Here is a 24527-nt window from a genome sequence, read left to right as displayed (position 1 = left end):
TATAGCTATGTGACGAAATAACTGTAGCATAGACTGGGGAGAATGGCAAAAAATAGATTTGAAAATGATACGTTTTTTATAGGAAATGAGCTTTTATTTATTTGTCGCTAACAAAATCTTCTCTATCTCTTCAAAGTTATGAACACGGGCATGCTCTAGCGGGGTAACACCATCGTTGTCGGGAATGTTTACATCAGCACCATGTTCAATAAGAAGGCGAATGACTCGTTGCTGTGTTTCGTTTCCATTACTTAGTACGATGGCTTCCATTAAAGCGGTCCACCCGAGATTATTTACATGGTTAACATCAATAGTTGTTCGCGTAAGGAGTTCTTTAATAACATCAATATAGCCATGTTCTGAGGCGGGGATAAGAGCTGTTCCGCCGTAACGATTTGTAAGCGATGGATCTGCACCGGCATCAATCGTTAGTTTTAAAATATCAAAGTAACCTTCTGCACCGGCGTATAGAAAGGGATTGTTTTTCATATCGTCTTGGATATTTACGTCAGCCCCTGCTTCAATAAGCACTTTTGCAGTTTTTACATCATTTTTGTATGTAGCAATCATAAGAGAAGTACGTCCTTTATTGTCCGTTATATTTATGTCAGCCCCTTTTTTGAGTAATGATATAACAGTATTCGTTTCTTGTTTCTCAGTAGCTGTTAGTAGTGCTGTCTCCATGTTTGTCATCTCCTTTTTAACTTCTTGTTCTTGTGAGCATCCTTGTAAAAAAATTACGCAACATATCATGCTTAATGTTTTTTTGAACATGGAATTTCAACCTCCTTTTGCAAGCAATTCGGTATCCTAATTTAAACTGTAAAATAGGAACATTAAATTTTTATAAACTGGTGCTAAAATTACTATAAAATCGCTTGAGTATTTGAACATATATTTTTATGCTTATGAATAACAAGGTTTGTTAAAGTGAGGATGTAAGATATGTCTATTAAAACAAGATTTTTATTTTCTTATATCGCTGTTATTCTCGTTTCCATCACGCTCATATTAGTCGCGGGATTTTTAATTGTTTTTTCCATAACAGGAGACTTGGAATCAGTGAAAAATTTCTATAAAAGTTCCTATATTCAAAAGCCGCTTACGCCAGAAGAAGAGAATACGTATATTGAATTGAAATTAGCGGCAAAGAAAAATCAATCACAACTATTAGATGAATCGTTCGTTTCATCACTTGAAAAAGAAGGTGTGAAAATAGTTGTAAGAAAGGGAGAAACCATTTCTTATGCTACAAAAATATTTGAAGGTGTATCTTTAAAAGAAGCCATTCCGAAATTTGAATCAGCAAATATTAATAGTCGTGGTACAACGGAACTAGGCGATACATTTTATCGATATGTAAAATTTGATTTTTATTTTCCCGGAGATGAAGAAGGGAGTATATTTGTACTAAAAAGGCAGAGTTCATTTGTCGATCTTACACAAAAATTATTTCCAATTTTGTTCGGAGCGCTTTTACTGTTAGCCATTTTACTCATAGGGTTATTAAGTTATTTCGTCTCAAGAAGTGTGATAAAACCAATTTTTGTATTGAAAGATGCGACTGGGAGAATTAAAGAAGGGGATTTAGATTTTCAAATTCCAGTTACATCCTATGATGAGATTGGGCGATTAAATCAAGGGTTTGAGGAAATGAGGAAGAGATTAAAAGAGTCGATAGAGATGCAAGCACAGTATGAAGAAAATCGAAAAGAACTCATTTCAAACATATCTCATGATTTAAAAACACCGATTACATCTATTATTGGATATGTAGAAGGCATAAAAGATGGAGTCGCAAATACGCCAGAAAAAATGGATAAGTATTTAACGACCATTCATACGAAGGCAAAACATATGGATACACTCATTGATGAGCTCTTTTTGTTTTCAAAGCTTGATTTGAATCGAGTTCCCTTTCAGTTTGAAACGATAGAGTTAAACGTGTTTATGCAGGAATTATTAGAAGAGATGCAGATGGATTTAAGTGAGGAAGGTATAGAAGTTTACTTACAATTACAATCATCACCACTATATGTAACGGCTGATTGCGAAAAGATAAATAGAGTTATATCAAATTTGATTCATAATAGTGTGAAATACATGGATAAAGAAGAGAAGAAAATTACTGTAACAGTATTGAGTGATAACAATAAAGTTATTGTGAAAGTGATGGACAATGGGTCAGGTATAGAAGCTGATACGCTGCCGTATATATTTGAGCGGTTTTATCGTGCAGAGCAATCGCGAAATTCTAGCACAGGTGGAAGTGGACTTGGCTTAGCGATAGCGAAGCAAATTGTTGAAGAACATGGCGGGGAAATTTGGGCGGAAAGTAAGCTTTGGGAAGGTACAAGTATTTTCTTCTCATTGAAAAAAGTACAGGAATGTGGTGAGTAGAATGAAGAGAATTTTACTAGTAGAAGATGAAATAAGTATTGCAGAATTACAGCGAGATTATTTAGAAATTAGTGATTTTCAAGTCGATGTAGAGTATTCAGGTGAAATAGGTCTACAAATGGCTCTTCAGGAAGACTATGATTTAATTATTTTAGATATTATGCTTCCGAAAATGAATGGTTTTGAAATTTGTAAACAAATACGTGCTATAAAAGACATTCCGATTTTACTTGTTTCAGCAAAGAAGGAGGATATAGATAAAATTCGCGGATTCGGTTTAGGCGCGGATGATTATATAACGAAGCCGTTTAGTCCAAGTGAATTAGTCGCAAGAGTAAAAGCACATATTTCTCGTTATGAAAGATTATCAGGAAATGTGAGTAAGCAACGCGATACGTTATATATTCATGGAATTTCTATCGATCAGCGAGCGAGAAAAGTTTTTATAAACAATTAAGAAATTGCGTTTACAACGAAAGAATTTGATTTATTAACATTCTTTGTAACGCATCCAAACCAAGTATTAAATAAAGAACAGTTATTTGAACGTATTTGGGGACTAGAATCAGCTGGCGATTTAGCCACTGTCGTTGTTCACATTAGAAAGCTACGTGAAAAAATTGAAAGAGATCCTGCTCACCCGCAATATATTGAAACAGTGTGGGGAGCTGGTTATCGCTTTAACGTGTAATGTACCTGCCAAGTAATTGGTAGGTTTTTTATGTTATTCGAACAAAAAGGGAATAATAGGTAATTTATGTTAAAATATAAAGAGAGATAAAACATAGGAGAGCATGAGAGGGCGTGCTACATTTTGGGAGATACATTAAAAGATAATAAATCAAACAAGGCTTTAAAGATTGGAACCAATATCATACTTATCTTATTAATTATCGGTGCAATACAAATGTTTTATGATGAAGATTCTACGAATGATCATTTCGGTGGGTTATTTATGATGGTCTTTTTTGGAATTAAAATAATTTCTAATTTTATGATGAGTATAAAAGCAGGAGATAAAAAGTCGATATTCATTGATGTAGGCTTAATGATTTTTTTGTTCTTCTTGTTGTTTCTAGTGTGAAATATTTCTTTTGAAAAAAGTTCATATTCTTATAGAGGCTGTGAGCTTTCCTTAGTAATAACGGTACTAGTGTAACGATTTATAAAATGTTTGAGTAGTAGAAGTAAACTGAGCAGCTTCTTCTAAAAAAGGATAATGGTTACTCTCCTCAAATATCACAAAGATAGAATTACGTATACCCTCATGCATCTCGATAGAATATTGGATCGGGCACTGTACATCATATCTTCCGCATATAATAAGGGTCTTTGTTTGGATGGAAGGTAAATTCTCTCTTAAATCAAATGACGGATATTCATTGGCGAAAGTGTTCATCCGGCTAGCGGACATAGTTTTTTTGATTGGTTTACAAAAATAAAATTTGTAGTTTTCGGGTTTATACAATGATAATTTTGTTCTCTTAGTAGATAGTTCTTTCCGTTCTTCACTTGTAAGGTGAGGGCTTTTTAAAGTTTCGATGAGTTGTTGCATATAATGAAACTGAGGATGTGCTGGGTGATAAATGCAAAATAGTGTTTCGGTATAGTTACTTGCTGCGGCTCCAACGATGACTAATGATTGTAAGGAATTTGGATATGTAATCGCATATAAAAGTCCAAGCATACCGCCTGTTGAGTGGCCAGCGAAATGCCATGTTGGGAGTTGTAAAGCTTCTCGTATTGCTTCTAAGTCGTGAACGGTTTCAATCATACTTAATTCTTTTTCTGAATTGGCTTTTGCTGAGTTACCAGCGTTTCGTAAATTAATGAGCAATACACGATGCGTAGCAGTGAAAACATCCGCAAAGTAATCGCCAGTGTCATTAAATTGTGAATAGTGATGTGTAATACAAAGCGGTTCGCCATTTCCTTTTGTAAAGAGTTCGAATGTGCCGCGTTTCGTGTTGATTATTTGTTGTTTCCACATAGTGTCACTACCTTTTCTCATTAGAGTTGGGGTTAGTTCATTAATAAATAAAAAATATATCATCGATTCGACACGGAATATCGATTTAACGACAAAACACAACAATAGTAGCAAACAAACTATAAAAGAAAGGAGGCTGTTCAAAAAGCGAGCCTCCTCTCTGTTTAATATAAAGATTTTGTCATATTATTCCGAATAATTTCAAGAGATTTCGCTACAGTTAATGCATTTTTTTCTTCGATTTCTGGTTTTCTAGGGATAGGTTGATACATGTTGTCTGGATCTTCCCATGTAAGGGGAAGGTCGGTTTCTGCTTGTCCTTTCCAAGCGTCAATCCATTCTGGAGGGAGATAACCTGAGATGTTTTGGATGTTGTTCATTTCGAGCCAAATGAGTGCCCAAGCTCTTGGTACGACGCGCCAGTGATCATAGCCACCACCGCCGACAGCAATCCAGCGACCGTCGCAATATTCATTAGCGATTTCACGAGCGAGCTTCGGTATTTCACGGTAAATGTTCATCGTTGCGCAAAGGTGTGTAAGTGGATCGTAATAATGTGCATCAGCACCATTTTGCGTTAAAATAATATCCGGTTTAAAGTATGCTGCCACTTCTTTTACAACTGTTCGATATGAATCTAAAAACGATTCGTCTTCTGTAAAAGCGTCGAGTGGAACGTTAAAAGAATAATTATATCCATTTCCTTGTCCACGTTCATTTACTGCGCCAGTTCCAGGAAATAAATAACGCCCAGTTTCGTGTAATGAAATGGTGCATACGTTAGGATCGTCGTAAAAAGACCATTGTACCCCGTCACCGTGATGAGCATCTGTATCAATATATAAAACGCGTAAACCGTATTTCTTCTGAATATATTTCATTGCGATAGAGCTATCGTTATAAATACAAAAGCCAGATGCTTTACCACGAAAGCCATGATGTAAGCCACCACCTAAATTGAGGGCGTGCTTTACTTTCCCAGAAATAACAGCATCGACAGCTGTTAATGTTCCGCCAACGAGTAATGCACTTGCTTCGTGCATATTTGGAAACATCGGTGTATCTTCTGTTCCAAGTCCATATGTCATCGCAATTGATTTTTCTAACTTTCCTTCTCCAGCAAGTTTTACCGCATTTATGTACTCCTCTGTATGAATGAATGCAATTTCCTCATCTGTAGCGATTCTTGGCGAGATGACTTGAGAAGGGGAGATAAAACCACTCTTTTGTAATAAATCATACGTGAGTGTGACGCGTAGTTGGTTAAAAGGATGATCAGGGCTAAAAGAATAGCCCCGAAAGTCATCCGAATAAATGAAGGCGCTGCTCATGCTTGCATCCCCATTATGTTTGGCCATAATACGCGGTAGCCCTCTGTTTCGAGTGCATCAATCACTTTTAGAGGATTCATCGTTTGAATGCGGAAAACGAGTACTTTATCATTCTCATCTTTTGCTGGATAGACGAGAACGCTCACAATATTTATTTGTAAATCACTAAAAATAGCAACGACTTTTCCAAGAATACCAGGTTCATTTTTCACTTGAATTTCAATTTGTGAACTCGGTTGATGAGCTCCTGTTAATTTTACTAACGTGTGCAGCACTGTAGATTCAGAAATGATACCTACGAGTTTTCCAGCTTTCGTAACAGGAAGACAGCCTATTTTATTTTCAAAAAATAAAGTCGCAATTTCCTCAACGAAATCGAGAGGGTGACAAGTCATAACAGGGTGTTTCATTATGAGTTCAAGCGGTTGCTTCAGCATATCGAGTGAAACTTGTTCATCTAAAATAGACGGACTTGCATCTCTTACATCCCGATCAGAAATAATGCCTACGACATGATTATTTTGATCGACAATTGGAATGTGCCGAATGCCTTTCGTACGTATCGTTCGGATTGCTGTTTCAATTGTATCGTTTGGATGCAGTGTCACTACATCTTGATTCATAATTTCTTCTACAATCATTCCAGTTGCCCCCTTTATTAATACATAAAACGATTGTGAAAACGTAGACGATCAAATGCTTGAATAGAATCCGTATCGACGCGTTTACCGATGCGAACCATTAAACAGTTAGCCGGGTGTGAACAAATTTCAGGATCATCTGTAGCCATCCATTGTAAACCACCAGCATTCATCATTTTTTCCATTACTTTTCGGTATTCCCAAACATTTAAGCCTGTTTGTTTTAAATCCCAGTGCCAATAATATTCAGTCGTTAATATAATGTAATCTTCCATATGATCGTCCATCATTGAAACTTCTAATAAATTTTTTCCGACAGAGCAACCACGAAAGGCTGGGACAACTTCAATCGCCCCGAGTTCAATTAAGTTTTTAATCTTTCCTTCTGACCATCGCTCGAGCGGATCAGGATATAAGTATGTAACATATCCAACGATCGTTTGGTCATGTCTAGCAATAATGAGACGAGCTTCTGGTAATTTAGAAATTTCGACAATTGCTTTATATTGCTGCTCGGCAGGACGAAACGCAATTAAGTCTGGATGAAATTCATACATTTCAAGATTATGTGTAGAGACAGGACCTTCAATAATTAAAGTGCCTTTCGCTGTTTTTAAGTTTCTGGCATTATATATTTTTTTATGAATCAATTTATTGCTCACCACCTTGAGGGTTTGTGAATCTATTAATATCGTACTTTATAATATATGCGATGTGAATCGAATTTTGTCATTAAAAATTTGTCTAAAAATCAACAAAAATACTGAAAATTTTAAATAATGTCATTATAATAGATAATAGAATACATAGGAGGGGGATGTAAAGTATGAAAGTGGAAACGCTTCCTGTCATTAAAGGAGAAAATAATTTGCCGAATTATGAAGAGGCATACGCGAATTTTAACTGGGAAGAGGTTAATAAAAATTTTACTTGGAATGAAACAGGACGAGTAAATATGGCGTATGAGGCAATTGATAAGCATGCGAAATCAGATCGAAAGAATAAAGTAGCACTTTATTATCAAGATGGATCGCGAAAAGAGAAATATACGTTTAAGGAAATGAAGGATTTTTCTAATAAAGCAGGAAATGTCCTGAAAAACTATGGCGATGTTGAGAAAGGCGATCGCGTTTTTATTTTTATGCCGCGTTCCCCAGAATTATATTTCGCACTTTTAGGTGCAGTGAAATTAGGGGCAATTGTTGGACCATTATTTGAAGCATTTATGGAAGGCGCAGTTCGCGATCGTTTAGAAGATAGCGAAGCGAAGGTGTTAATTACAACTCCTGAATTGTTAGAGCGCATACCATTAAATGATTTACCTGCTTTAAAAACAGTCTTCCTTGTTGGAGACAATGCAGAAGAAGGCGGTAAAACTGTAGCGTTCAATCCTTTATTTGAACAAGCTTCAAAAGAATTACATATCGAGTGGTTAGGCCGTGAAGACGGTTTAATTCTACATTACACATCTGGTTCTACTGGTAAGCCAAAAGGCGTCCTTCATGCTCAAAACGCAATGGTTCAGCACTATCAAACAGCGAAATGGGTATTAGATTTAAAAGAAGATGATGTATATTGGTGTACAGCTGACCCAGGCTGGGTAACTGGAACAGCTTACGGTATTTTTGCACCGTGGTTAGTGGGAGCATCAAATGTTATTTTAGGCGGGAGATTTAGTCCAGAGGCATGGTATGAAGCACTGCAAGATTACGGTGTAACAGTTTGGTATAGTGCACCGACAGCGTTCCGTATGTTAATGGGAGCTGGACAAGACGCAATTAAAAAATATGATTTATCACAAGTGCGTCACGTATTAAGTGTTGGTGAGCCATTAAATCCAGAAGTAATTCGCTGGGGTATGAGCGCATTTGGACTTCGTATTCATGATACGTGGTGGATGACAGAAACAGGCGGACAAGTTATTTGTAACTATCCTTGTATGGAAATCCGTCCAGGTTCAATGGGGAAACCAATTCCGGGTGTGAAAGCAGCGATTGTTGATAATGAAGGAAATGAAGTGCCTCCATACACAATGGGGAACTTAGCAATTGGTAAAGATTGGCCATCTATGATGCGTGGAATCTGGAATAACCCACAAAAATATGATTCTTACTTCATGCCGGGAGATTGGTACGTATCAGGTGACTCTGCTTATATGGATGAAGATGGATACTTCTGGTTCCAAGGACGTATTGACGATGTAATTATGACGTCAGGTGAGCGTGTTGGTCCGTTTGAAGTAGAAAGTAAATTAATCGAGCATGCTGCTGTAGCAGAAGCTGGTGTAATTGGTATTCCTGATCCAGTACGCGGGGAAATCATTAAAGCATTTATCGCGCTTCGCGTGGGATACGAACCATCTGAAGAATTAAAAGAAGAGATTCGTCAATTTGTGAAAAAAGGCTTAGCAGCTCATGCAGCTCCAAGACAAATTGAATTTAGAGATAAATTACCGAAAACGAGAAGTGGTAAAATTATGCGCCGTGTATTAAAAGCTTGGGAGCTAAACTTACCAACAGGTGACTTATCAACGATGGAAGATTAAAAGAGGAAGGGTCTGAACAAGTAATATGTTCAGACCTTTCTTTTTTTATGTTATGATGTAGTTGTTCAACTTATATATATGAGTTAAAGGGGATAGTATGATGAAAACAGAAAAAGAAAAGATGATACAAGGGGAAATGTACATACCGGCTGATCCCGTTTTAGTAAAGGACAGGGAGCAAGCTCGTATATTAACGAGAAAATTAAATGAAACACCAGAAGTAAAACTAGAAGAACGTAGTGCAATCGTAAAAGAACTATTCGGAACGACTGGAGATAACATTCATCTTGAATCTTCTTTTAGATGTGATTACGGTTATAACATTCACGTTGGTGAAAACTTTTACGCAAACTTTGACTGTACGATTTTAGACGTATGCCCAGTTACAATCGGAGTGAACTGTATGTTAGCTCCAGGTGTTCACATTTATACAGCAACGCACCCGCTTGATCCAGTAGAGCGCATAAGCGGATCAGAGTACGGAAAACCAGTTACAATTGGCGATAACGTATGGATTGGCGGAAGAGCGATTATTAATCCGGGCGTAACAATTGGAGATAATGCTGTCATCGCATCTGGTGCTGTTGTAACGAAAGATGTGCCAGATAATGTAGTAGTTGGCGGGAATCCTGCGAGAATCATAAAAAAAATAAAATAATATTTGAACGAAGCGCCTTCCTCGTCTGTATACATTTATGAAAGAATAGATGAGGGAGGCTTTTTTATGTCTAATAAATTGATGCTGACTTTTGCTTTAATTGGAATTATAGTTGTGTTTTCTTGTGGTATGTTATTACCTATACCAATTGGATTTAAAATTTCAATGATTACAGTTGGGATTATTATGATTGTTATTTTTTCAATCCTTATTCCGTTTGATAAGAAGTATATTGTACGAAAAAATGGAAATAAAATTGATTTTACAAAGACAAAAGTGTATTTTCGCTGGAATGTATTTGATACTATTTCGGTTTGTCTTGCCGTGTATGCATGCATATGTGTGCAAGCATTAAACATTTTAGTTTCAACCGGCCATACAATTCAAAACCCTTACGTTCAATTTTTTGCGAATCAATCGCAAGTATGGATTATTGTTGCAAGTGCATATTTAATTTCCCGTATTTCATTAACGTTAAAAGGAATAAAGGAGATCAAAAAAAATGGCGCAGATTGGGATTGAGGAGGAGCTCATGCTTGCTTATCAAAATGGAGATAAGCAAGCCGGAGAAAAACTATATGTTTTAATCAAACCAGCGCTATATACATTTTTGTATCGATTTAATCGTGATGAACAACTGAGTATAGATCTCGTTCAAGATACGTTTTTGACTCTAGAGCGTAAGAAACATATGTATGAAACCCGAAAAGGAAAAATTAAAACGTATTTATTTCAAATTGGTTATCGTCTCATGATTAATAAATTAAATAGGAGAAAAAAGTGGCGCACGCTTTTGCCATTTTTAGTGCCGATTCAGGAAAAGGAGTTTTCTCACGAAGATCGTCTCACGGTAAGAGAAGCAATTTTGAAAGTTCCTGAAGAACAGCGAGCGGTCCTGATTCTCTCTTATTATCATGATATGCAGCAAAAAGAAATTGCAGAGGTACTGGATATTCCTGTTGGAACAGTGAAGTCGAGACTTCATAACGGGATAAAGAAATTGAAACAATTGCTGGAGGTGGATGAAATTGAGCGAAAATCCTTTTAAGAATGAATATAAATTAAAGCAGCATTTAGATAGCGATCATGTAGAAATACCGGATTTTCCGAAAACGGTAAGCCGCTTCGATCGATTACTTGGATTTCTTGCTTCTCCGGCCAAAGATCCTGTGGAAGCGACGATTGGGAATGATTTATCGGTTGTGTTTCATGTGTCGTTATTAGTTGGTGTTCCAGTTATTTCTCTTATTACGATATTCCTTGCGACTTTATAAAGGATTGGTAGGGAAAGAACTCATACCTCTATTTGACACGCCTATATAAATGATGGTATAAAGAAAAGTATATGAATAATTGAGCGTGGAAAGGGAGAAGTAGTGATCATTTCCCTGTTTTAGAGAGCTGATGGTCGGTGGAAATCAGCACATAGATGATCGCGAATTACGCCCCTAGAGCATCTTTTTTCGATTGAGTTATATTCAAAAGGGAAAAGACGGTGCTAAGCCGTTATGTAAATAAGGTGGTAGGCTTTTTTTGTCTGCAACTAGGGTGGTAACGCGATGATCAAAATCGTCCCTTATTTAAAGGGGCGATTTTTTTATGTTTTCAACCTTCACGCCAGTAATGAACTTAAAGGAGAGTATGTAGGATATGGGTATTTTACAAGATCTTGAATTTCGCGGTCTAATTAACCAGCAAACAGATGCTGAGGGCCTTGAGCAATTATTAGAAAAAGAAAGCGTTAAATTATACTGTGGTTTCGACCCGACAGCGGATAGCTTACACATCGGTCATATGTTACCAGTATTAATGTTACGTCGTTTCCAATTAGCTGGTCACCAACCAATCGCACTTGTTGGCGGTGGTACTGGTATGATCGGTGACCCAAGTGGTAAAAAAGCAGAGCGTACATTAAATACGAAAGATACAGTTGCTTACTACACAGAAAGCATTAAAAACCAACTTTCAAACTTCTTAGAGTTCGAAAACGTGGACAACCCAGCAACAATGGCTAATAACTATGATTGGCTTGGTAACTTAGATGTAATTTCATTTTTACGCGATATCGGTAAAAACTTCGGTTTAAACTATATGTTAGCAAAAGATACAGTAGCATCTCGTTTAGATACTGGTATTTCATTCACTGAGTTTAGTTATATGATTTTACAATCATACGACTTCTTAAACTTATACCAAAACCATAATTGCCGTCTACAAATCGGTGGTAGTGACCAATGGGGTAACATTACAGCGGGTCTTGAATTAATCCGTAAATCAGAAGAAGATGCGAAAGCATTCGGTTTAACAATTCCGCTAGTTACAAAATCTGATGGTACGAAGTTTGGTAAAACAGAGGGCGGCGCAATTTGGTTAGACCCAGAGAAAACAACTCCTTACGAGTTCTACCAATTCTGGATCAATACAGATGACCGCGATGTAGTTAAATACTTAAAATACTTCACATTCTTATCTCATGAAGAAATTCTTGAGCTTGAGAAGCAAGTAACTGAAGCACCAGAAAAACGTGCAGCACAAAAATCATTAGGATCTGAAATGACAAAACTTGTTCACGGCGAAGAAGCGTTAGAGCAAGCAATTAAAATTTCAGCTGCATTATTCAGTGGCTCTGTAGCGGAACTTACTGCAAACGAAATCGAGCAAGGATTCAAAGACGTACCATCTGTAGAACGTACTGCAGAAGATACAGTATTAATCGACTTACTTGTAGAAAGCAAAATTTCACCATCTAAACGTCAAGCACGTGAAGATGTAACTAACGGTGCAATCTACGTAAACGGTGAGCGTACACAAGCGTTAGACTACGTTGTAACAGAAAACGACCGCATCGAAGGTAAATTCACAATCATTCGCCGCGGTAAGAAGAAATATTTCTTAATTCGTTACTAATCAGAAAAGAAATTAAAACAAATAGTACCCCGAATGGTAGGCTGAAAAGTCTATCGTTCGGGGTTTTTATGTATGCATTTAAATTGCCTCATGATTTCTTTTAAATAGAATATGAAGAATTAATACGAGCATGTAAAGTAAGCTAATTAGCATAACGACAAATGCCCCGGGATAAAATTTTGCCGCATATATAAAGAAATCGATTTGATAAATATCGTCATAATGTGAAACGTACCCTTTAAAATAATTCGTAAACTTAGCGCTATATTTCCATTCATCAGGATAATCTATTAAATTACTCCCTTGATACCAACTCATAAGTGCTGAAGTAATAAACAGCATAAATGCACTGCCTAACTGAACCATTTGGTTTATTGTCAAAATGAAACAACCTCCTATTTAATGGTTATTATAGCGTGCATTCGTATTCCTGGAACCTTTTTGTTGTAATCTCCTTTTCGAGTTCATACGGAAATCACATGTAAGCGGTATGATAAATGTATAACAAATAGAAAGGAGTGGTAAAACAAAATGTCACTAGAAGCGCTCATTATTTTTTCTTTGCTAAACGCTGGTCAGCTTGCAGAGCATTCGAAGGTTGATGTACATAAAGAGCAGAAAGATGCTTATGTATATGTTCAAAAAGAGGAAAATAAATAATTTTATTTTATATATAAAAATAAAGGCTGTTTGAAGTAACTGTTTAGTTGCTTTAAACAGTCTTTTTTAGCTAGAAAGAATAAATCTGTCTAAGGACGTCGTCGATAAATCAAAGAGAAAATGTCGTTATTATATGCGTAGTTTTAACTGTAATTATTAGATGTAAATTAAAAAAGTCTTTTTTAAAAAATAAAGGGGGTGTGAAATGTCTACGAAAATCTATAAATTATTACATAATAAAAGCCACAACTCATATGAGTGTGACTTAAATGTTTTTATTCAGCCTCAGCCTCGAAGCGTAAAGTGATTAAAACTCAAATGAAACCATAAGATATCTAGCAGGATTTATTTTCCTAGATTTGAAATTGTTATATCAATTTTGTTTCTTTTTGCAGTGTTTAAAGCGTTGCTTAGTAAATCTAAAAAAATTGTACCTGTTGGAGTAGCATGATAATTGGCTAAATTAGTTATTTTATTAGGGATTTTATTTCCCCAAGGTGGCTGTTTTTCCATGTGCTCAATATCCCAAATGACTTCTGCAGGAGGTAATTCACTTAAAATTTTTCTTATCTCTTCTACATTTTGAAGTGCTTCTTCTGTGTCCTCCCAACGTAACTTGTCGAAATATAAATTCTTCATTAATAGTGGGTACTTAGTGCCCCAACCTTCAGACTCTGTATGATATGACATGGTTGAAAAAAAGCTATGTAAAAAATCAGGGTGTCCTGTTTCATAGAAAAATATATCTACTTTAAATCCTACTGCCATTAATATCAATCCTCTCGTTTAAATATTACCTCGGGTGTTTCTTTAGACTTTTCTCTTATTTTTCTTACGATATCAAATAAAGCCTCTTCAGGAACAGTTTGTCCTCGTATATCAATGATGACAGTTTGCTTTGTACCTATAGGTAAATTATCAACCCTATCATTAACTTGTTTAACAATAACTCTAACTAGGTTACTTTTTTTGATGAAGTAGACAAGTCATAATTTTTCACTTCCAAGCTGTGATCCTTTGTGTAAAAATCAGGTCTTGTACTACCTTTTGTAACTTTTGAAACTTCTTCTCTATCTTTAAAAGCAACTTTAAAGTATAATTTCATATTTGCACCTTCTTATTCATGAATTTTGAAATAGTCTTTTGGTATCTCGCCTTTTATCAAATACTCATTAACTCTTTTTGTCTACTTTAGAGCGAGTTTTTTTATGAGAACTTCGGTACCTCGTATATTAGCGGAAATGGAAGTGGCAGAAGAAGCTAAAAAGGAAGTACTGTAATAAAGGGAATTTCTTATATAGTAATAACCTTATGTTGTAATATGTATTTACAACATAAGGAGGTAGAAAATGGATTGGATTAAAATTATTACGCTAATTTTTTCTGGTATTACAGCAGTAATGGTAATCATCAATTCTATAAAAGATTATCTTACTAGGAAAAAAGATCGTAGGATAGCCGTGGTGTTACCTGAAAAAAGAAGAATGCAAAATGAATTATTTGAACATATTATAAAAGTTCTTGATCTTGGTAGAAGATGTCTTGAAGAAACGGATGAGAACGAAAAACAAAAGATGAAATATGAATTATTAAATCATAAACCGTTCATTTGGATTAATTTAGATAGGGAAAATTGTTTTCAGGAAGATTTAAGGAAGAGATGTAACCTATATATTACGTGGTGTGCTGATTTTGTAGATTCATCGAAAGAGGAAGAAAAGAATAACTATAAGAATTCTTCTAATCAAGAGAGGAAACATATATGGGTTTTAATTGATAAGTATATTGAAGAAGAAAATAAATCAATTGAAAAATTAATGTAGTCACATTTAATAGAGTGTGGCTTTTTACTATTCATTGAATATGCTTGTATGTGGAAAGAATGGGTAACATTAGATAATGCACTGAAGTAAAAAAAGTGAACGGGTATGAAAAAATATTCGTTCACTTTTATTTTACTCTTTATAAATGTAATTCATAATTTCCGTCGGTACTATCAGGCTTTCTAAATATTTCCTCGAATGGACCAACCCTTTTTGAAAAACCATTTTTTAATGCAAAATGGTAACCTTCTTCAGTTATAACTTCCTGTAATACTAATCGCTCGAAGCCTTTTTCTTTAGCGAATGTTTTAAACCATTCAAGAACAATACTTCCCTTACCTTGATTACTTGGTGTAATGTTTATAGCAGTAATCGCCAAGTATGGATCGGGGTAAAACTCGCTTCTAAGGTTAATGGTGACTTTAGATTCTTTAGAAGAAATATTTAAAGCATACTTAGAAACCCCTTCTATGAACATTATTTCATCTTATACTAATTCGTCTAATAACATTTTTAATTTTTGAAAGTCTTGTACATGAAGAGTGATCTCGTTGAATTTTTCTTTCAAAACAATTAACTCCTTTTATCATCTGTTTTTTGCGCTTATCCATTTCTATACACACGCCAGCCATTATATTTTTTGCCCCAAACTAGCCCCACTTAGCCCCAGGTACATTCTTTTTTATGTGTTATTTTGCATTGTTAATGATAAATAAAAAAAGCCCAGGCCCCTTGATAAACAAGGTTCCTAAGGCTTTTAATAATACTCTTTGCAGAGTACCGAGATTAACGAGAGTAGAACTCTACGATTAATGCTTCGTTGATTTCAGCTGCTAACTCAGAACGCTCAGCGTGACGAGTGTAAGTAGCTTCTAACTTATCAGCATCGAAAGTTAAGTATTCTGGTACGAAGTTGTTAACTTCGATCGCTTCTTTAACAACAACAAGGCTGTTAGATTTTTCGCGAACGCTGATAGTTTGGTTAGGTTTAACGCGGTAAGATGGGATATCTACGCGAGCGCCATCAACCGTGATGTGACCGTGGTTTACTAATTGGCGAGCTGCACGACGAGTGCGAGCTAAGCCCATGCGGTAAACTAGGTTGTCAAGACGAGCTTCAAGAAGGATCATGAAGTTTTCGCCGTGCTTACCAGGCATTTTACCTGCTTGGTCAAATGTGCGACGGAATTGACGCTCAGTCATGCCGTACATGTGACGAAGTTTTTGTTTCTCTTGTAATTGTAAACCGTATTCTGAAAGTTTCTTACGTTGGTTAGGACCGTGAGGACCTGGTGCGTAAGGGCGTTTTTCTAATTCTTTTCCTGTGCCGCTTAGAGAGATTCCAAGACGACGAGACAGTTTCCATGCTGGACCTGTATAACGAGCCATAGTTGACTCCTCCTTTAAAAATGTTTTTATTTTCGTAAAATAAAAACAGACGTAATCGATATTTACGGGTATTTTGTTTTCATGTACCTTCGCTCCAGCAGCAGGGAGTTACGAGATACACCTCCGCAGAGGAACAAAATACAAACGATAAACTCACATTACAAGGCTGCCTTTTTATTTTACACAAACGCTATTATATCTTTTACTTACAGTTTCGTCAAGAGACTCCCTTTTTGTTTTATGCAGATAAATTTTGGAAATTAACAAGAAGGAATTTAAAACAATATAAAAGAAGAGATAGAAACAGAAGTGAAACGCTTACATAAAATGTAGTAAAGACGTTCATCATATTTTTCCTGGTGGATATGTGGAAATAAAGACATAAGGGGGATGTTTTTATGAAAAAGAAACATATAGAGACAGCATTAATTCATCACGGATATGAATCAAATGAAAATAAAGGGAGTTTAACACCACCTTTATTTCAAACTTCTACATTTACGTTTGAGACAGCACAGCAAGGAGAAGCGAGTTTTGCGGGAGAAGATCCATCTTATATTTATTCAAGGCTTGGGAATCCAACAGTGAAATTATTTGAAGAACGTATGGCTGTTTTAGAAGATGGAGAGGAAGCGCTGGCGTTCGGTTCAGGTATGGCAGCCATTTCAGCAACTTTAATCGGTTTTCTAAAGGCTGGAGATCATATTATTTGTTCAAATGGATTATATGGATGTACGTACGGTTTTTTAGAAGTATTAGAAGAGAAATTTATGATTACGCATTCGTTTTGTGATATGGAGACAGAGACTGATATTGAAAATAAAATTCGTCCAAATACAAAGCTCATTTTCGTTGAAACACCGATAAATCCAACGATGAAATTAATTGATTTAGAAAAGGTGATCGGGGTAGCGAAGCGCAATGATTTGCTTGTTATTGTCGATAATACGTTTTGTTCCCCTTATTTACAAAGACCTCTTGAGCTCGGTTGTGACGCCGTCGTTCACAGTGCGACAAAATATATTGGTGGTCACGGGGATGTTGTAGCGGGTGTAACAATTTGTAGAACGAAAGCGTTAGCTGATAAAATTCGTCCGATGCGAAAAGATATCGGCGGTATTATGGCGCCGTTTGACGCATGGTTATTGTTACGCGGATTAAAAACATTAGCAGTAAGAATGGATCGTCATTGTGATAATGCGGAAAAAATTGTATCGTTTTTGAAAAATCATGAAGCAGTAGAAGGTGTTTGGTATCCGGAGGGAGAATTAGCATCCCACCAAATGAAACGAGGCGGGGGCGTTATTTCTTTTTCAATTAAAGGCGGGAAAGAGGAAACACAGTCGTTTATCAATGACCTCCATTTTATTACAATTGCCGTAAGTTTAGGTGATACAGAAACGTTAATTCAGCATCCAGCGACGATGACGCATGCAGCTATTCCAGCTGAACTAAGAATAGAAATGGGTATTTTCGATAATTTAATACGCCTATCTGTCGGCTTAGAATCATGGGAAGATATCGTTTCTGATTTAGAACAGGCGCTAAAGAAGATATCTACTGTGAGTAATCAATAAAAAAGAGTGAGCTATCGGTTTCGTACGTTACGTACGTAATCGATAGCTCACTCTTTTCTTTATTAAATATGTTTTAGGAGTGTTTCCACAAACTTTTCTAAATAGTGCTGATCTACTTCATCGAAACGATTTTTTTCAGGACTATCAATATCAAGCACACCAATGATATTTCCTTCTTTCATAATCGGTACAACGATTTCAGAATTAGAGGCACTATCGCAAGCGATATGTCCTGGGAATTGGTGAACATCTGCTACAAGTTGCGTTGTTTTTGTTTCAGCTGCAACGCCGCAAACACCACGTCCGAACGGAATACGCACGCAAGCTGGTATCCCTTGGAATGGTCCAAGAACAAGTTGATTTCCTTCTGTTACATAAAAGCCAACCCAATTAACGCGATCTAAAAATTGATTTAATAGTGCGGACGCATTTGATAAGTTTGCGACTACGTTCGGTTCGCCAGTTAATAATGCATCCAGTTGTTTAATTACTGTCTCATATTGCTCTTCACGAGATCCTGCATAACTTTCTTTTGTAAACATGGAAACAACTCCCTTTTTAGCGAGATATGTAAAACGATAGCAAAATACGATGTATTTCACATGACTTTGTCGATAGAAAATTAAAGGGATTTGTCTTAAAAGTCAAGAAATTTAAACTATAGCTGTTCATTGAGAGGAAGTGAGCGCATGAAGCAGACGAAACAAAAAGTAATTGATGCGGCAATATCGTTGTTTAATACGAAAGGTTATGACGGGACATCAGTGCGAGACATTGCAAAGCGAGCGGATGTGAATGTAGCGAATATTTCATATTATTTTGCTGGAAAGCAAGGGTTATTAGAACAGCTTATTACTGATTTTTTAGAAGGATATATTCACGTAATTGAAACGTCATTTGAACAGAGAGAATATTTATCGGCTAAAGATGTGATGGTGCAAATGGTGCGCGGGATTTTACGATATCAATTTGATAATAGAGAACTGACACGTTTTTTTTATAGAGAGCTTTCGCTTGATACGACATTAATTCGTGAAGTGATGACCGTTTATTTTTCTAGAGAAAGATATTATATAGAGCAAATCATTAAACAAGGACAAATGAAGCAAGAATTTAAAAAGGTATCTTTTACAATGTTTATGACGCAATTAAAAGGCATGATGAATATGCCGTTTTTATATCCACAATATATATCAGAGGTGCTACACTCATTTCCGTCTGAGACGTTTTTCTTAGAAATGTATACGAAGGAAATTGAGCAATGGATGGAACGAACATTATATAAAGCGAGTATGTATTATGAACTACCAAGAGCTGTTCATATGTGAAAAATCCCCACCTAACGAACTGAGGTGGGGATTTTTATATGTTGTTTTCTTTGCCATAAATTGTTGCATACTAGCGCAATAATTGTTAATGAACAGCTAATTGTATACCCAGAAATATGTGATGTAAGGAAAATGATTATGAATGTGTTTCAATGTATGGGCGCGAAACCAATAATTGCGGTTGAAACATCTTATGCAGAACCGATGATTGCGATGGTAGGAGCTGGACTTGGTATAACATTGCTTCCGGAAACCGCTTTACAGTAAGCCGTAATGCAAGGTAACGTACGTGCGATTTCTGTAGAACCACCACTAATGAGAAAGATTTATTTCGTCTCTCATATGAAAGAGAGCTCGTTATCCTGCATTAACTGCCCGTAAAAGTCTTACCTTTATTGCATTCATTTGAGGACGGATAATGGAATAAGTGGAATATTAAGAAATATTACAATCACATGTAAAGAAACATGAAATTTTAAAAAAAACTAGGTCAAAAACACGTCATTACATGGTATGATTAGAACATTGTTAGTTGTTAAATATAGGGGAATTCCCTTTTTATACATAATGCCTTCCATTTCATAAACGGAACGGACAAAAAAAGAGATATAACTAGGAGGCTTTTTTGCATGGATTCTATCCTGACGATCGTTATCATTGTAGTAAGCTCTATTCTAGTGCTGCTCATGATAGAGCTTGTGATAAGAAATCGTTCATATAAAGATATTGAAGCACTGGAGCAGTGGAAACAAGAGATAAAAGATAAACCTGTGGCAGATGAACTAAAGCGGGTAAAAGATTTAAATATGACAGGTCAAACGGAAGAGCTGTTTGGTAAATGGCGTGAAGAGTGGGATGAAATTGTATCAACAACTCTTCCGAAAGCTGAAAAAGATTTAGGGCAAGCGCGAAAATTCGCCTCGCAATTCTCCTTCCGCAAAGCAAAGCATGCGATGAAAGAATCCATAAGTGGTTTAGATGACGCTGATAATCGTATTACAGACATTTTAAATGAATTACAGCAACTGTTAGAAAGCCATGAGAAAAATAGCGCGGAAATTGAAGGGTTACGTGATACATATCGTAGTATGAAAAAGAGCGTTCTTGCTCATCGACACATGTATGGAGCAGCTGAGCAAAAAATTGAAGAGATGTTAGATGGTGAATCCGAGAAGTTCAAAACTTTTGAAGAGGCAACAGATAATGGTGATTATTTAAAAGCGAGAGAAATTGTTATTAGTTTAGAAGAAGGTTTAGCAAGTTTAGAAATCGTTATTCATCAAATTCCGGATTTATTGGTAGAGTGTCAAGCGACATTACCAGTTCAGCTGGAAGATTTATTACAAGGTCATGATGATATGATAAGACAAGGCTATGTATTAGAGTATTTGGAAATCCCTAAAGAAGTCCGCGATATGACGACACAACTACACACATGTTTAATGGATATACAGGAACTTCATATAACAGAAGCAGCAGAAAAAGTAGAGAACTTAAAAACTCGTTTAGACAGTTTTTATGATCAACTTGAACAAGAAGTGCATGCGAAACATTATGTGGAGCAAAAAACACTGTCTGTTTATGAAGATTTAGAAGAAATTCGTACAGAAACAATTGAAACGAAAATAGAAACACAACTTGTGAAACAAAGTTATCAATTACAAGACAAAGATATTGAGTCACAAAAAGTAATTGAAAAGCAAATGCATATTTTAATGAAACGTTTTGAAGTGTTACAAATACGCGTTGCTGAACAAGATATTGCATTCTCTATTATTCGTGAGGAACTAGAAGAGGTTTATGAGCAATGTGAAACTTTAAAAGTACTTCATGCAGAATATAAAGAAATGCTGCAAACGATGCGCAAAGAAGAATTTGAAGCACGTGAGAAGTTACAAGAAATGCGAAATACAATTTTTGAGACGAAACGTTTTATGCAAAAGTCGAATTTACCAGGTCTTCCAGAGAGTATTATGGAAGATTTACAAAAAGGGCAAATGGCGATGCAGGCTGTATATGAGCAATTAGAAGTAAAGCCGTTAAATATGAATACTGTAAATAGCAGTTTAGAAGAAGCATACACAGTTGTGAATGGTGTATCTGAAATGACAGAAGAATTAATTGGACAAGCTTATTTAGTTGAAAAACTAATTCAATACGGTAACCGATACCGCAGTCATGATGAGAATCTTGCAGAAAGCTTAAATTATGCGGAGAAATTATTCCGTGAATATCAATACGATGCAGCTTTAGAACAAGCGGCTTCTATATTAGAGCAACTTGAACCTGGTGTTGTTCAAAAAATAGCTGAATATGTAGACAATGAGCAAACCCTTTAATAAAGGGTTTGTTTTTTTGTGTAATTTTGAAGTCGATGTTGCTATAATGAATAGCGGAATACAGTAAGGTTGTTCGTTTCAAAATAAAGTGAAACCATAAGTGATGGGGTTTCATCCACTACTGATTATTAATCTTCACCACTCAGTATGCCTGCAAATGGCCGGGGGAAATGTACACTTTTATATAAAAACGGAACCTTTGAGTAGTCTTAGCGTAATTACACGTATTTGTGATATGATTATATGATGTGATAGCGCTGAAAGGGGAAGAACGATGATCTATTTTGATAATAGTGCGACGACGAAGCCATATCCAGAAGCGCTTCAATCGTACGTAACGGTTGCAGGGAAATATTTTGGTAATCCTTCTTCTATCCACTCGCTTGGAGGAGAGGCAGAGCGTCTATTAACACAATCGAGAACGATTGCGGCACAGCTCCTTCACGTTAAACCTTCTGAAATTATTTTCACATCAGGTGGAACGGAAGGGAATAACCTTGCGATTAAAGGGATAGCGATGAGGAATCGTTCGCGCGGCAAACATATCATTACAACAAATATTGAACACGCGTCTGTGTTTGAAGCATATAAACAATTAGAAGATCTCGGTTTTGATGTAACGTATTTACCGGTTAACGAGCACGGTGTTGTATCGGTAGAAGATGTAAAACGAGCACTTCGTGAAGATACGATTCTTGTGTCAATTATTCACGTGAACAACGAGACTGGAGCGATTCAGCCCGTTGCTGAAATTGGAACATTATTAACGAGCTATCCGAAAATAAGATTTCACGTGGACCATGTACAAGGGATAGGAAAAGTACCACTTGATTTATACGCTTCTCATATTGACCTTTGTTCAATATCTGGACATAAATTTCATAGCGTAAAGGGGACAGGTCTTCTTTACGTACGTGATGGTGTAAGATTAGATCCAATCTTATCAGGTGGTCAACAAGAGCTCAAGTATCGTTCAGGTACAGAAAATTTACCTGGTATTGTAGCGATGGTGAAAGCACTTCGTATGACGATGGAACAAGTGAAAGAAAAGATAGTTCATTTGCAAAATTTACAAACAGAGCTGGTCCGTTTCTTTAAAGAGATGGAAACTGTAACGATTAATACATCACTTGAATATGCGGCACCGCACATTTTAAATGTATCATTTGTCGGTTTAAAACCAGAAGTAGTCGTTCATGCTTTAGAAGAGCATGGTGTATATGTATCGACGAAGTCTGCTTGTTCTTCAAAAGCAAATGAAGTGAGCAGAGTACTAGTGGCAATGGGAGTACCGCACGCGGCAGCTACAAGTGCGATTCGCATTAGTCTAGCACCAGACAACACGATGGAAGAAGTAAAACAATTTGAAGGTATTGTTAAAGAGACGATGCCAAAATTATATGAAGTGATGAGGTAAAGAAATATGATGACATATGAATATATTTTAGTTCGTTATGGAGAAATGACGACAAAAGGAAAGAACCGTTCTAAGTTTGTAAGTACGTTAAAAGATAATGTGAAATTCAAATTAAAAAAATTCCCAAACATTAAAATTGATGCAACACATGATCGTATGTACATTCAGTTAAATGGTGAAGACCATGAAGCAATTTCTGAAAGATTGAAAGATGTATTTGGTATTCATAAGTTTAACTTAGCAATGAAAGTACCATCAGAATTAGAAGATATTAAAAAAGGTGCATTAGCAGCTTTCTTACAAGTAAAAGGTGATGTGAAAACATTTAAAATTACAGTGCACCGCTCTGATAAGCGCTTCCCAATGAAGACGATGGAGTTACTTCCAGAAATCGGTGGGCACATTTTAGAAAATACAGAGGATATCACAGTAGATGTTCATAATCCAGATGTGAATGTACGTATAGAAATTCGCAGTGGTTACAGCTATATTATGTGTGGTGAGCACATGGGAGCTGGCGGTTTACCAGTTGGTGTTGGCGGAAAAGTAATGGTACTTCTTTCTGGTGGTATCGATAGCCCGGTAGCAACTTACTTAACGATGAAACGCGGCGTATCTGTGGAAGCAGTTCACTTCCATAGTCCACCTTTCACAAGCGAGCGCGCGAAACAAAAAGTAATCGATTTAGCACAAGAGTTAACGAAATACTGTAAACGTGTAACACTTCACCTTGTTCCATTTACTGAAGTGCAAAAAACGATTAATAAAGAAATTCCATCTAGCTATTCTATGACAGTTATGCGTCGTATGATGATGCGTATTACAGAGCGTATTGCAGAGGAGCGTAATGCACTTGCAATTACGACTGGTGAAAGTCTTGGACAAGTAGCGAGCCAAACGTTAGATAGTATGCATACGATTAACGAAGTGACAAACTATCCTGTTATTCGTCCGCTTATTACGATGGATAAATTAGAAATTATTAAAATTGCAAAAGAAATTGGAACGTATGATATTTCAATTCGTCCATATGAAGACTGCTGTACAGTATTTACACCAGCAAGTCCATCGACGAAACCGAAGCGTGAGAAAGCAAATCGTTTTGAAGCGAAGTACGATTTCGCGCCGTTAATTGAAGAGGCTGTAGCGAACAAAGAAACAATGGTATTACAAACAGTAGAAGTAGTGGCTGAAGAAGAAAAATTCGAAGAACTTTTCTAAACCCATAAATTACCACATTCAAATGTGCATGAAGTCATGTTGTTTATCACACTCTATACTCACAAGGAGGTGATACAACATGGCAAGCACAAATAAATTAGCAGTATCTGGTGCTCAAGCAGCATTAGATCAAATGAAATACGAAATCGCTCAAGAGTTTGGTGTTCAACTTGGAGCTGATGCAACATCTCGCGCTAACGGATCTGTTGGTGGCGAAATTACTAAACGTCTAGTTTCACTAGCTGAGCAACAATTAGGCGGTTACCAAAAATAATCCCATATACGATGGCTTAGAAAGAGC

Annotated in this window: 27 protein-coding genes, 3 pseudogenes and 1 other annotated feature; of the genes and pseudogenes, 18 read left to right on the top strand and 12 right to left on the bottom strand. The window is 36.3% G+C overall.

Annotated features, from left to right (window positions below; translation table 11 throughout):
• Positions 1 to 93: 93 nt before the first annotated feature.
• Positions 94 to 774, bottom strand: a complete 681-nt coding sequence (locus CQ058_RS24755) for an ankyrin repeat domain-containing protein (RefSeq protein ID WP_105590028.1) — start codon at positions 772 to 774, stop codon at positions 94 to 96.
• A gap of 171 nt (positions 775 to 945) precedes the next feature.
• Between CQ058_RS24755 and CQ058_RS24750 the strand changes: the two genes are divergently transcribed.
• The 3 genes and pseudogenes from CQ058_RS24750 to CQ058_RS24740 all read left to right on the top strand — a co-directional run bounded on the left by CQ058_RS24750 (position 946) and on the right by CQ058_RS24740 (position 3484).
• The gene (locus CQ058_RS24750; protein WP_002129434.1) at positions 946 to 2400 is read left to right on the top strand and encodes a sensor histidine kinase; all 1455 of its coding nucleotides are present in this window, start codon (positions 946 to 948) and stop codon (positions 2398 to 2400) included.
• Between the two features lies 1 nt (position 2401).
• A pseudogene (locus tag CQ058_RS24745) lies at positions 2402 to 3091 on the top strand (response regulator transcription factor).
• 123 nt (positions 3092 to 3214) lie between these two features.
• Positions 3215 to 3484 (top strand): hypothetical protein, encoded by a 270-nt coding sequence (locus tag CQ058_RS24740; RefSeq protein WP_002129432.1) that lies wholly within the window; start codon positions 3215 to 3217, stop codon positions 3482 to 3484.
• A gap of 66 nt (positions 3485 to 3550) precedes the next feature.
• Here the strand turns inward: CQ058_RS24740 and CQ058_RS24735 are convergent, their stop codons facing one another.
• The 4 genes from CQ058_RS24735 to acuA form a co-directional block, all read right to left on the bottom strand.
• Positions 3551 to 4411, bottom strand: a complete 861-nt coding sequence (locus CQ058_RS24735) for an alpha/beta fold hydrolase (protein WP_370458374.1) — start codon at positions 4409 to 4411, stop codon at positions 3551 to 3553.
• 143 nt (positions 4412 to 4554) lie between these two features.
• A complete protein-coding gene (gene acuC / locus CQ058_RS24730; RefSeq protein ID WP_105590027.1) occupies positions 4555 to 5721 on the bottom strand; it encodes an acetoin utilization protein AcuC in 1167 nt (388 codons plus the stop codon).
• On the bottom strand, positions 5718 to 6362 hold the full coding sequence (locus CQ058_RS24725) for an acetoin utilization AcuB family protein (protein ID WP_002190901.1): 645 nt from the start codon (positions 6360 to 6362) through the stop codon (positions 5718 to 5720). Before CQ058_RS24725 ends, acuC begins: the two co-directional genes overlap by 4 nt.
• A gap of 17 nt (positions 6363 to 6379) precedes the next feature.
• Positions 6380 to 7012, bottom strand: coding sequence for an acetoin utilization protein acetyltransferase AcuA (gene acuA, locus CQ058_RS24720; RefSeq protein ID WP_002190900.1), 633 nt, complete (start codon positions 7010 to 7012; stop codon positions 6380 to 6382).
• A 176-nt stretch (positions 7013 to 7188) separates the two neighbouring features.
• On the opposite strand from acuA, the gene acsA reads away from it, so the two are divergent.
• The 6 genes from acsA (at position 7189) to tyrS (ending at position 12472) form a co-directional block, all read left to right on the top strand.
• Positions 7189 to 8907 carry an acetate--CoA ligase gene (gene acsA / locus CQ058_RS24715; protein WP_002190899.1) on the top strand — a complete coding sequence of 573 codons (1719 nt, stop codon included), beginning with the start codon at positions 7189 to 7191 and terminating at the stop codon, positions 8905 to 8907.
• A 100-nt stretch (positions 8908 to 9007) separates the two neighbouring features.
• Positions 9008 to 9565 (top strand): maltose acetyltransferase domain-containing protein, encoded by a 558-nt coding sequence (locus CQ058_RS24710; RefSeq protein WP_002129424.1) that lies wholly within the window; start codon positions 9008 to 9010, stop codon positions 9563 to 9565.
• Positions 9566 to 9631: 66 nt separating this feature from the next.
• Positions 9632 to 10087 carry a hypothetical protein gene (locus tag CQ058_RS24705; protein WP_002190898.1) on the top strand — a complete coding sequence of 152 codons (456 nt, stop codon included), beginning with the start codon at positions 9632 to 9634 and terminating at the stop codon, positions 10085 to 10087.
• Positions 10068 to 10613 (top strand): RNA polymerase sigma factor, encoded by a 546-nt coding sequence (locus CQ058_RS24700; RefSeq protein WP_002190897.1) that lies wholly within the window; start codon positions 10068 to 10070, stop codon positions 10611 to 10613. Before CQ058_RS24705 ends, CQ058_RS24700 begins: the two co-directional genes overlap by 20 nt.
• Positions 10594 to 10839 carry a hypothetical protein gene (locus tag CQ058_RS24695; RefSeq protein WP_002190896.1) on the top strand — a complete coding sequence of 82 codons (246 nt, stop codon included), beginning with the start codon at positions 10594 to 10596 and terminating at the stop codon, positions 10837 to 10839. Before CQ058_RS24700 ends, CQ058_RS24695 begins: the two co-directional genes overlap by 20 nt.
• Positions 10840 to 10916: 77 nt before the next feature.
• Positions 10917 to 11145, top strand: a binding site (T-box leader).
• Between the two features lie 70 nt (positions 11146 to 11215).
• Positions 11216 to 12472 carry a tyrosine--tRNA ligase gene (gene tyrS / locus CQ058_RS24690; RefSeq protein ID WP_002190895.1) on the top strand — a complete coding sequence of 419 codons (1257 nt, stop codon included), beginning with the start codon at positions 11216 to 11218 and terminating at the stop codon, positions 12470 to 12472.
• Positions 12473 to 12550: 78 nt separating this feature from the next.
• Here tyrS and CQ058_RS24685 read toward each other — a convergent pair whose 3' ends face one another.
• A complete protein-coding gene (locus tag CQ058_RS24685; RefSeq protein WP_002190894.1) occupies positions 12551 to 12853 on the bottom strand; it encodes a YjdJ family protein in 303 nt (100 codons plus the stop codon).
• 150 nt (positions 12854 to 13003) lie between these two features.
• On the opposite strand from CQ058_RS24685, the gene CQ058_RS24680 reads away from it, so the two are divergent.
• Positions 13004 to 13132, top strand: coding sequence for a hypothetical protein (locus CQ058_RS24680; RefSeq protein WP_000050938.1), 129 nt, complete (start codon positions 13004 to 13006; stop codon positions 13130 to 13132).
• A 345-nt stretch (positions 13133 to 13477) separates the two neighbouring features.
• On the opposite strand, the gene CQ058_RS24675 is transcribed toward CQ058_RS24680, so the two are convergent.
• Complete coding sequence (locus tag CQ058_RS24675; protein WP_002190892.1) at positions 13478 to 13900, bottom strand: immunity 70 family protein; 423 nt, start codon at positions 13898 to 13900, stop codon at positions 13478 to 13480.
• A gap of 187 nt (positions 13901 to 14087) precedes the next feature.
• A complete protein-coding gene (locus CQ058_RS32405) occupies positions 14088 to 14237 on the bottom strand; it encodes a hypothetical protein (RefSeq protein WP_002190891.1) in 150 nt (49 codons plus the stop codon).
• 244 nt (positions 14238 to 14481) lie between these two features.
• On the opposite strand from CQ058_RS32405, the gene CQ058_RS24665 reads away from it, so the two are divergent.
• Positions 14482 to 14955: a hypothetical protein gene (locus CQ058_RS24665; protein WP_002190890.1), complete on the top strand. Its 474-nt coding sequence runs from the start codon at positions 14482 to 14484 to the stop codon at positions 14953 to 14955.
• 139 nt (positions 14956 to 15094) lie between these two features.
• Here CQ058_RS24665 and CQ058_RS24660 read toward each other — a convergent pair whose 3' ends face one another.
• Positions 15095 to 15433 carry a GNAT family N-acetyltransferase gene (locus CQ058_RS24660; protein WP_002190888.1) on the bottom strand — a complete coding sequence of 113 codons (339 nt, stop codon included), beginning with the start codon at positions 15431 to 15433 and terminating at the stop codon, positions 15095 to 15097.
• Between the two features lie 308 nt (positions 15434 to 15741).
• Complete coding sequence (gene rpsD / locus CQ058_RS24655; protein WP_002015568.1) at positions 15742 to 16344, bottom strand: 30S ribosomal protein S4; 603 nt, start codon at positions 16342 to 16344, stop codon at positions 15742 to 15744.
• Between the two features lie 398 nt (positions 16345 to 16742).
• Here rpsD and megL point away from each other — a divergent pair, with 398 nt between their 5' ends.
• On the top strand, positions 16743 to 17921 hold the full coding sequence (megL, locus tag CQ058_RS24645; RefSeq protein WP_002190887.1) for a methionine gamma-lyase: 1179 nt from the start codon (positions 16743 to 16745) through the stop codon (positions 17919 to 17921).
• Between the two features lie 62 nt (positions 17922 to 17983).
• Here megL and CQ058_RS24640 read toward each other — a convergent pair whose 3' ends face one another.
• On the bottom strand, positions 17984 to 18463 hold the full coding sequence (locus CQ058_RS24640; protein ID WP_002190885.1) for a GAF domain-containing protein: 480 nt from the start codon (positions 18461 to 18463) through the stop codon (positions 17984 to 17986).
• 147 nt (positions 18464 to 18610) lie between these two features.
• Here CQ058_RS24640 and refZ point away from each other — a divergent pair, with 147 nt between their 5' ends.
• Entirely contained in the window at positions 18611 to 19249 is a 639-nt protein-coding gene (gene refZ / locus CQ058_RS24635) for a forespore capture DNA-binding protein RefZ (RefSeq protein WP_002160225.1), read from the top strand.
• Between the two features lie 11 nt (positions 19250 to 19260).
• On the opposite strand, the pseudogene CQ058_RS32920 reads toward refZ, so the two are convergent.
• Positions 19261 to 19389: pseudogene (locus tag CQ058_RS32920) on the bottom strand (EamA family transporter); the annotation flags it as partial.
• Between CQ058_RS32920 and CQ058_RS24630 the strand changes: the two are divergent.
• From CQ058_RS24630 to CQ058_RS24610, 5 genes and pseudogenes are all read left to right on the top strand, one after another.
• A pseudogene (locus CQ058_RS24630) lies at positions 19337 to 19630 on the top strand (LysR family transcriptional regulator substrate-binding protein); the annotation flags it as partial. The pseudogenes CQ058_RS32920 and CQ058_RS24630 sit on opposite strands and share 53 nt — an antisense overlap.
• A gap of 248 nt (positions 19631 to 19878) precedes the next feature.
• A complete protein-coding gene (gene ezrA, locus CQ058_RS24625; RefSeq protein WP_002190884.1) occupies positions 19879 to 21588 on the top strand; it encodes a septation ring formation regulator EzrA in 1710 nt (569 codons plus the stop codon).
• A 274-nt stretch (positions 21589 to 21862) separates the two neighbouring features.
• The gene (locus tag CQ058_RS24620) at positions 21863 to 23005 is read left to right on the top strand and encodes a cysteine desulfurase family protein (RefSeq protein ID WP_002190883.1); all 1143 of its coding nucleotides are present in this window, start codon (positions 21863 to 21865) and stop codon (positions 23003 to 23005) included.
• Between the two features lie 6 nt (positions 23006 to 23011).
• The gene (gene thiI / locus CQ058_RS24615; RefSeq protein WP_002067574.1) at positions 23012 to 24226 is read left to right on the top strand and encodes a tRNA uracil 4-sulfurtransferase ThiI; all 1215 of its coding nucleotides are present in this window, start codon (positions 23012 to 23014) and stop codon (positions 24224 to 24226) included.
• A gap of 79 nt (positions 24227 to 24305) precedes the next feature.
• Positions 24306 to 24500, top strand: coding sequence for an alpha/beta-type small acid-soluble spore protein (locus tag CQ058_RS24610; protein ID WP_000168891.1), 195 nt, complete (start codon positions 24306 to 24308; stop codon positions 24498 to 24500).
• Positions 24501 to 24527: the final 27 nt, after the last annotated feature.

This window comes from Bacillus sp. MYb56 (assembly GCF_002976445.1).
GTDB lineage: Bacteria > Bacillota > Bacilli > Bacillales > Bacillaceae_G > Bacillus_A > Bacillus_A mycoides.
Note: the sequence above shows the minus strand (reverse complement) of the source record. Positions and strands in the feature narration are given on the sequence as shown.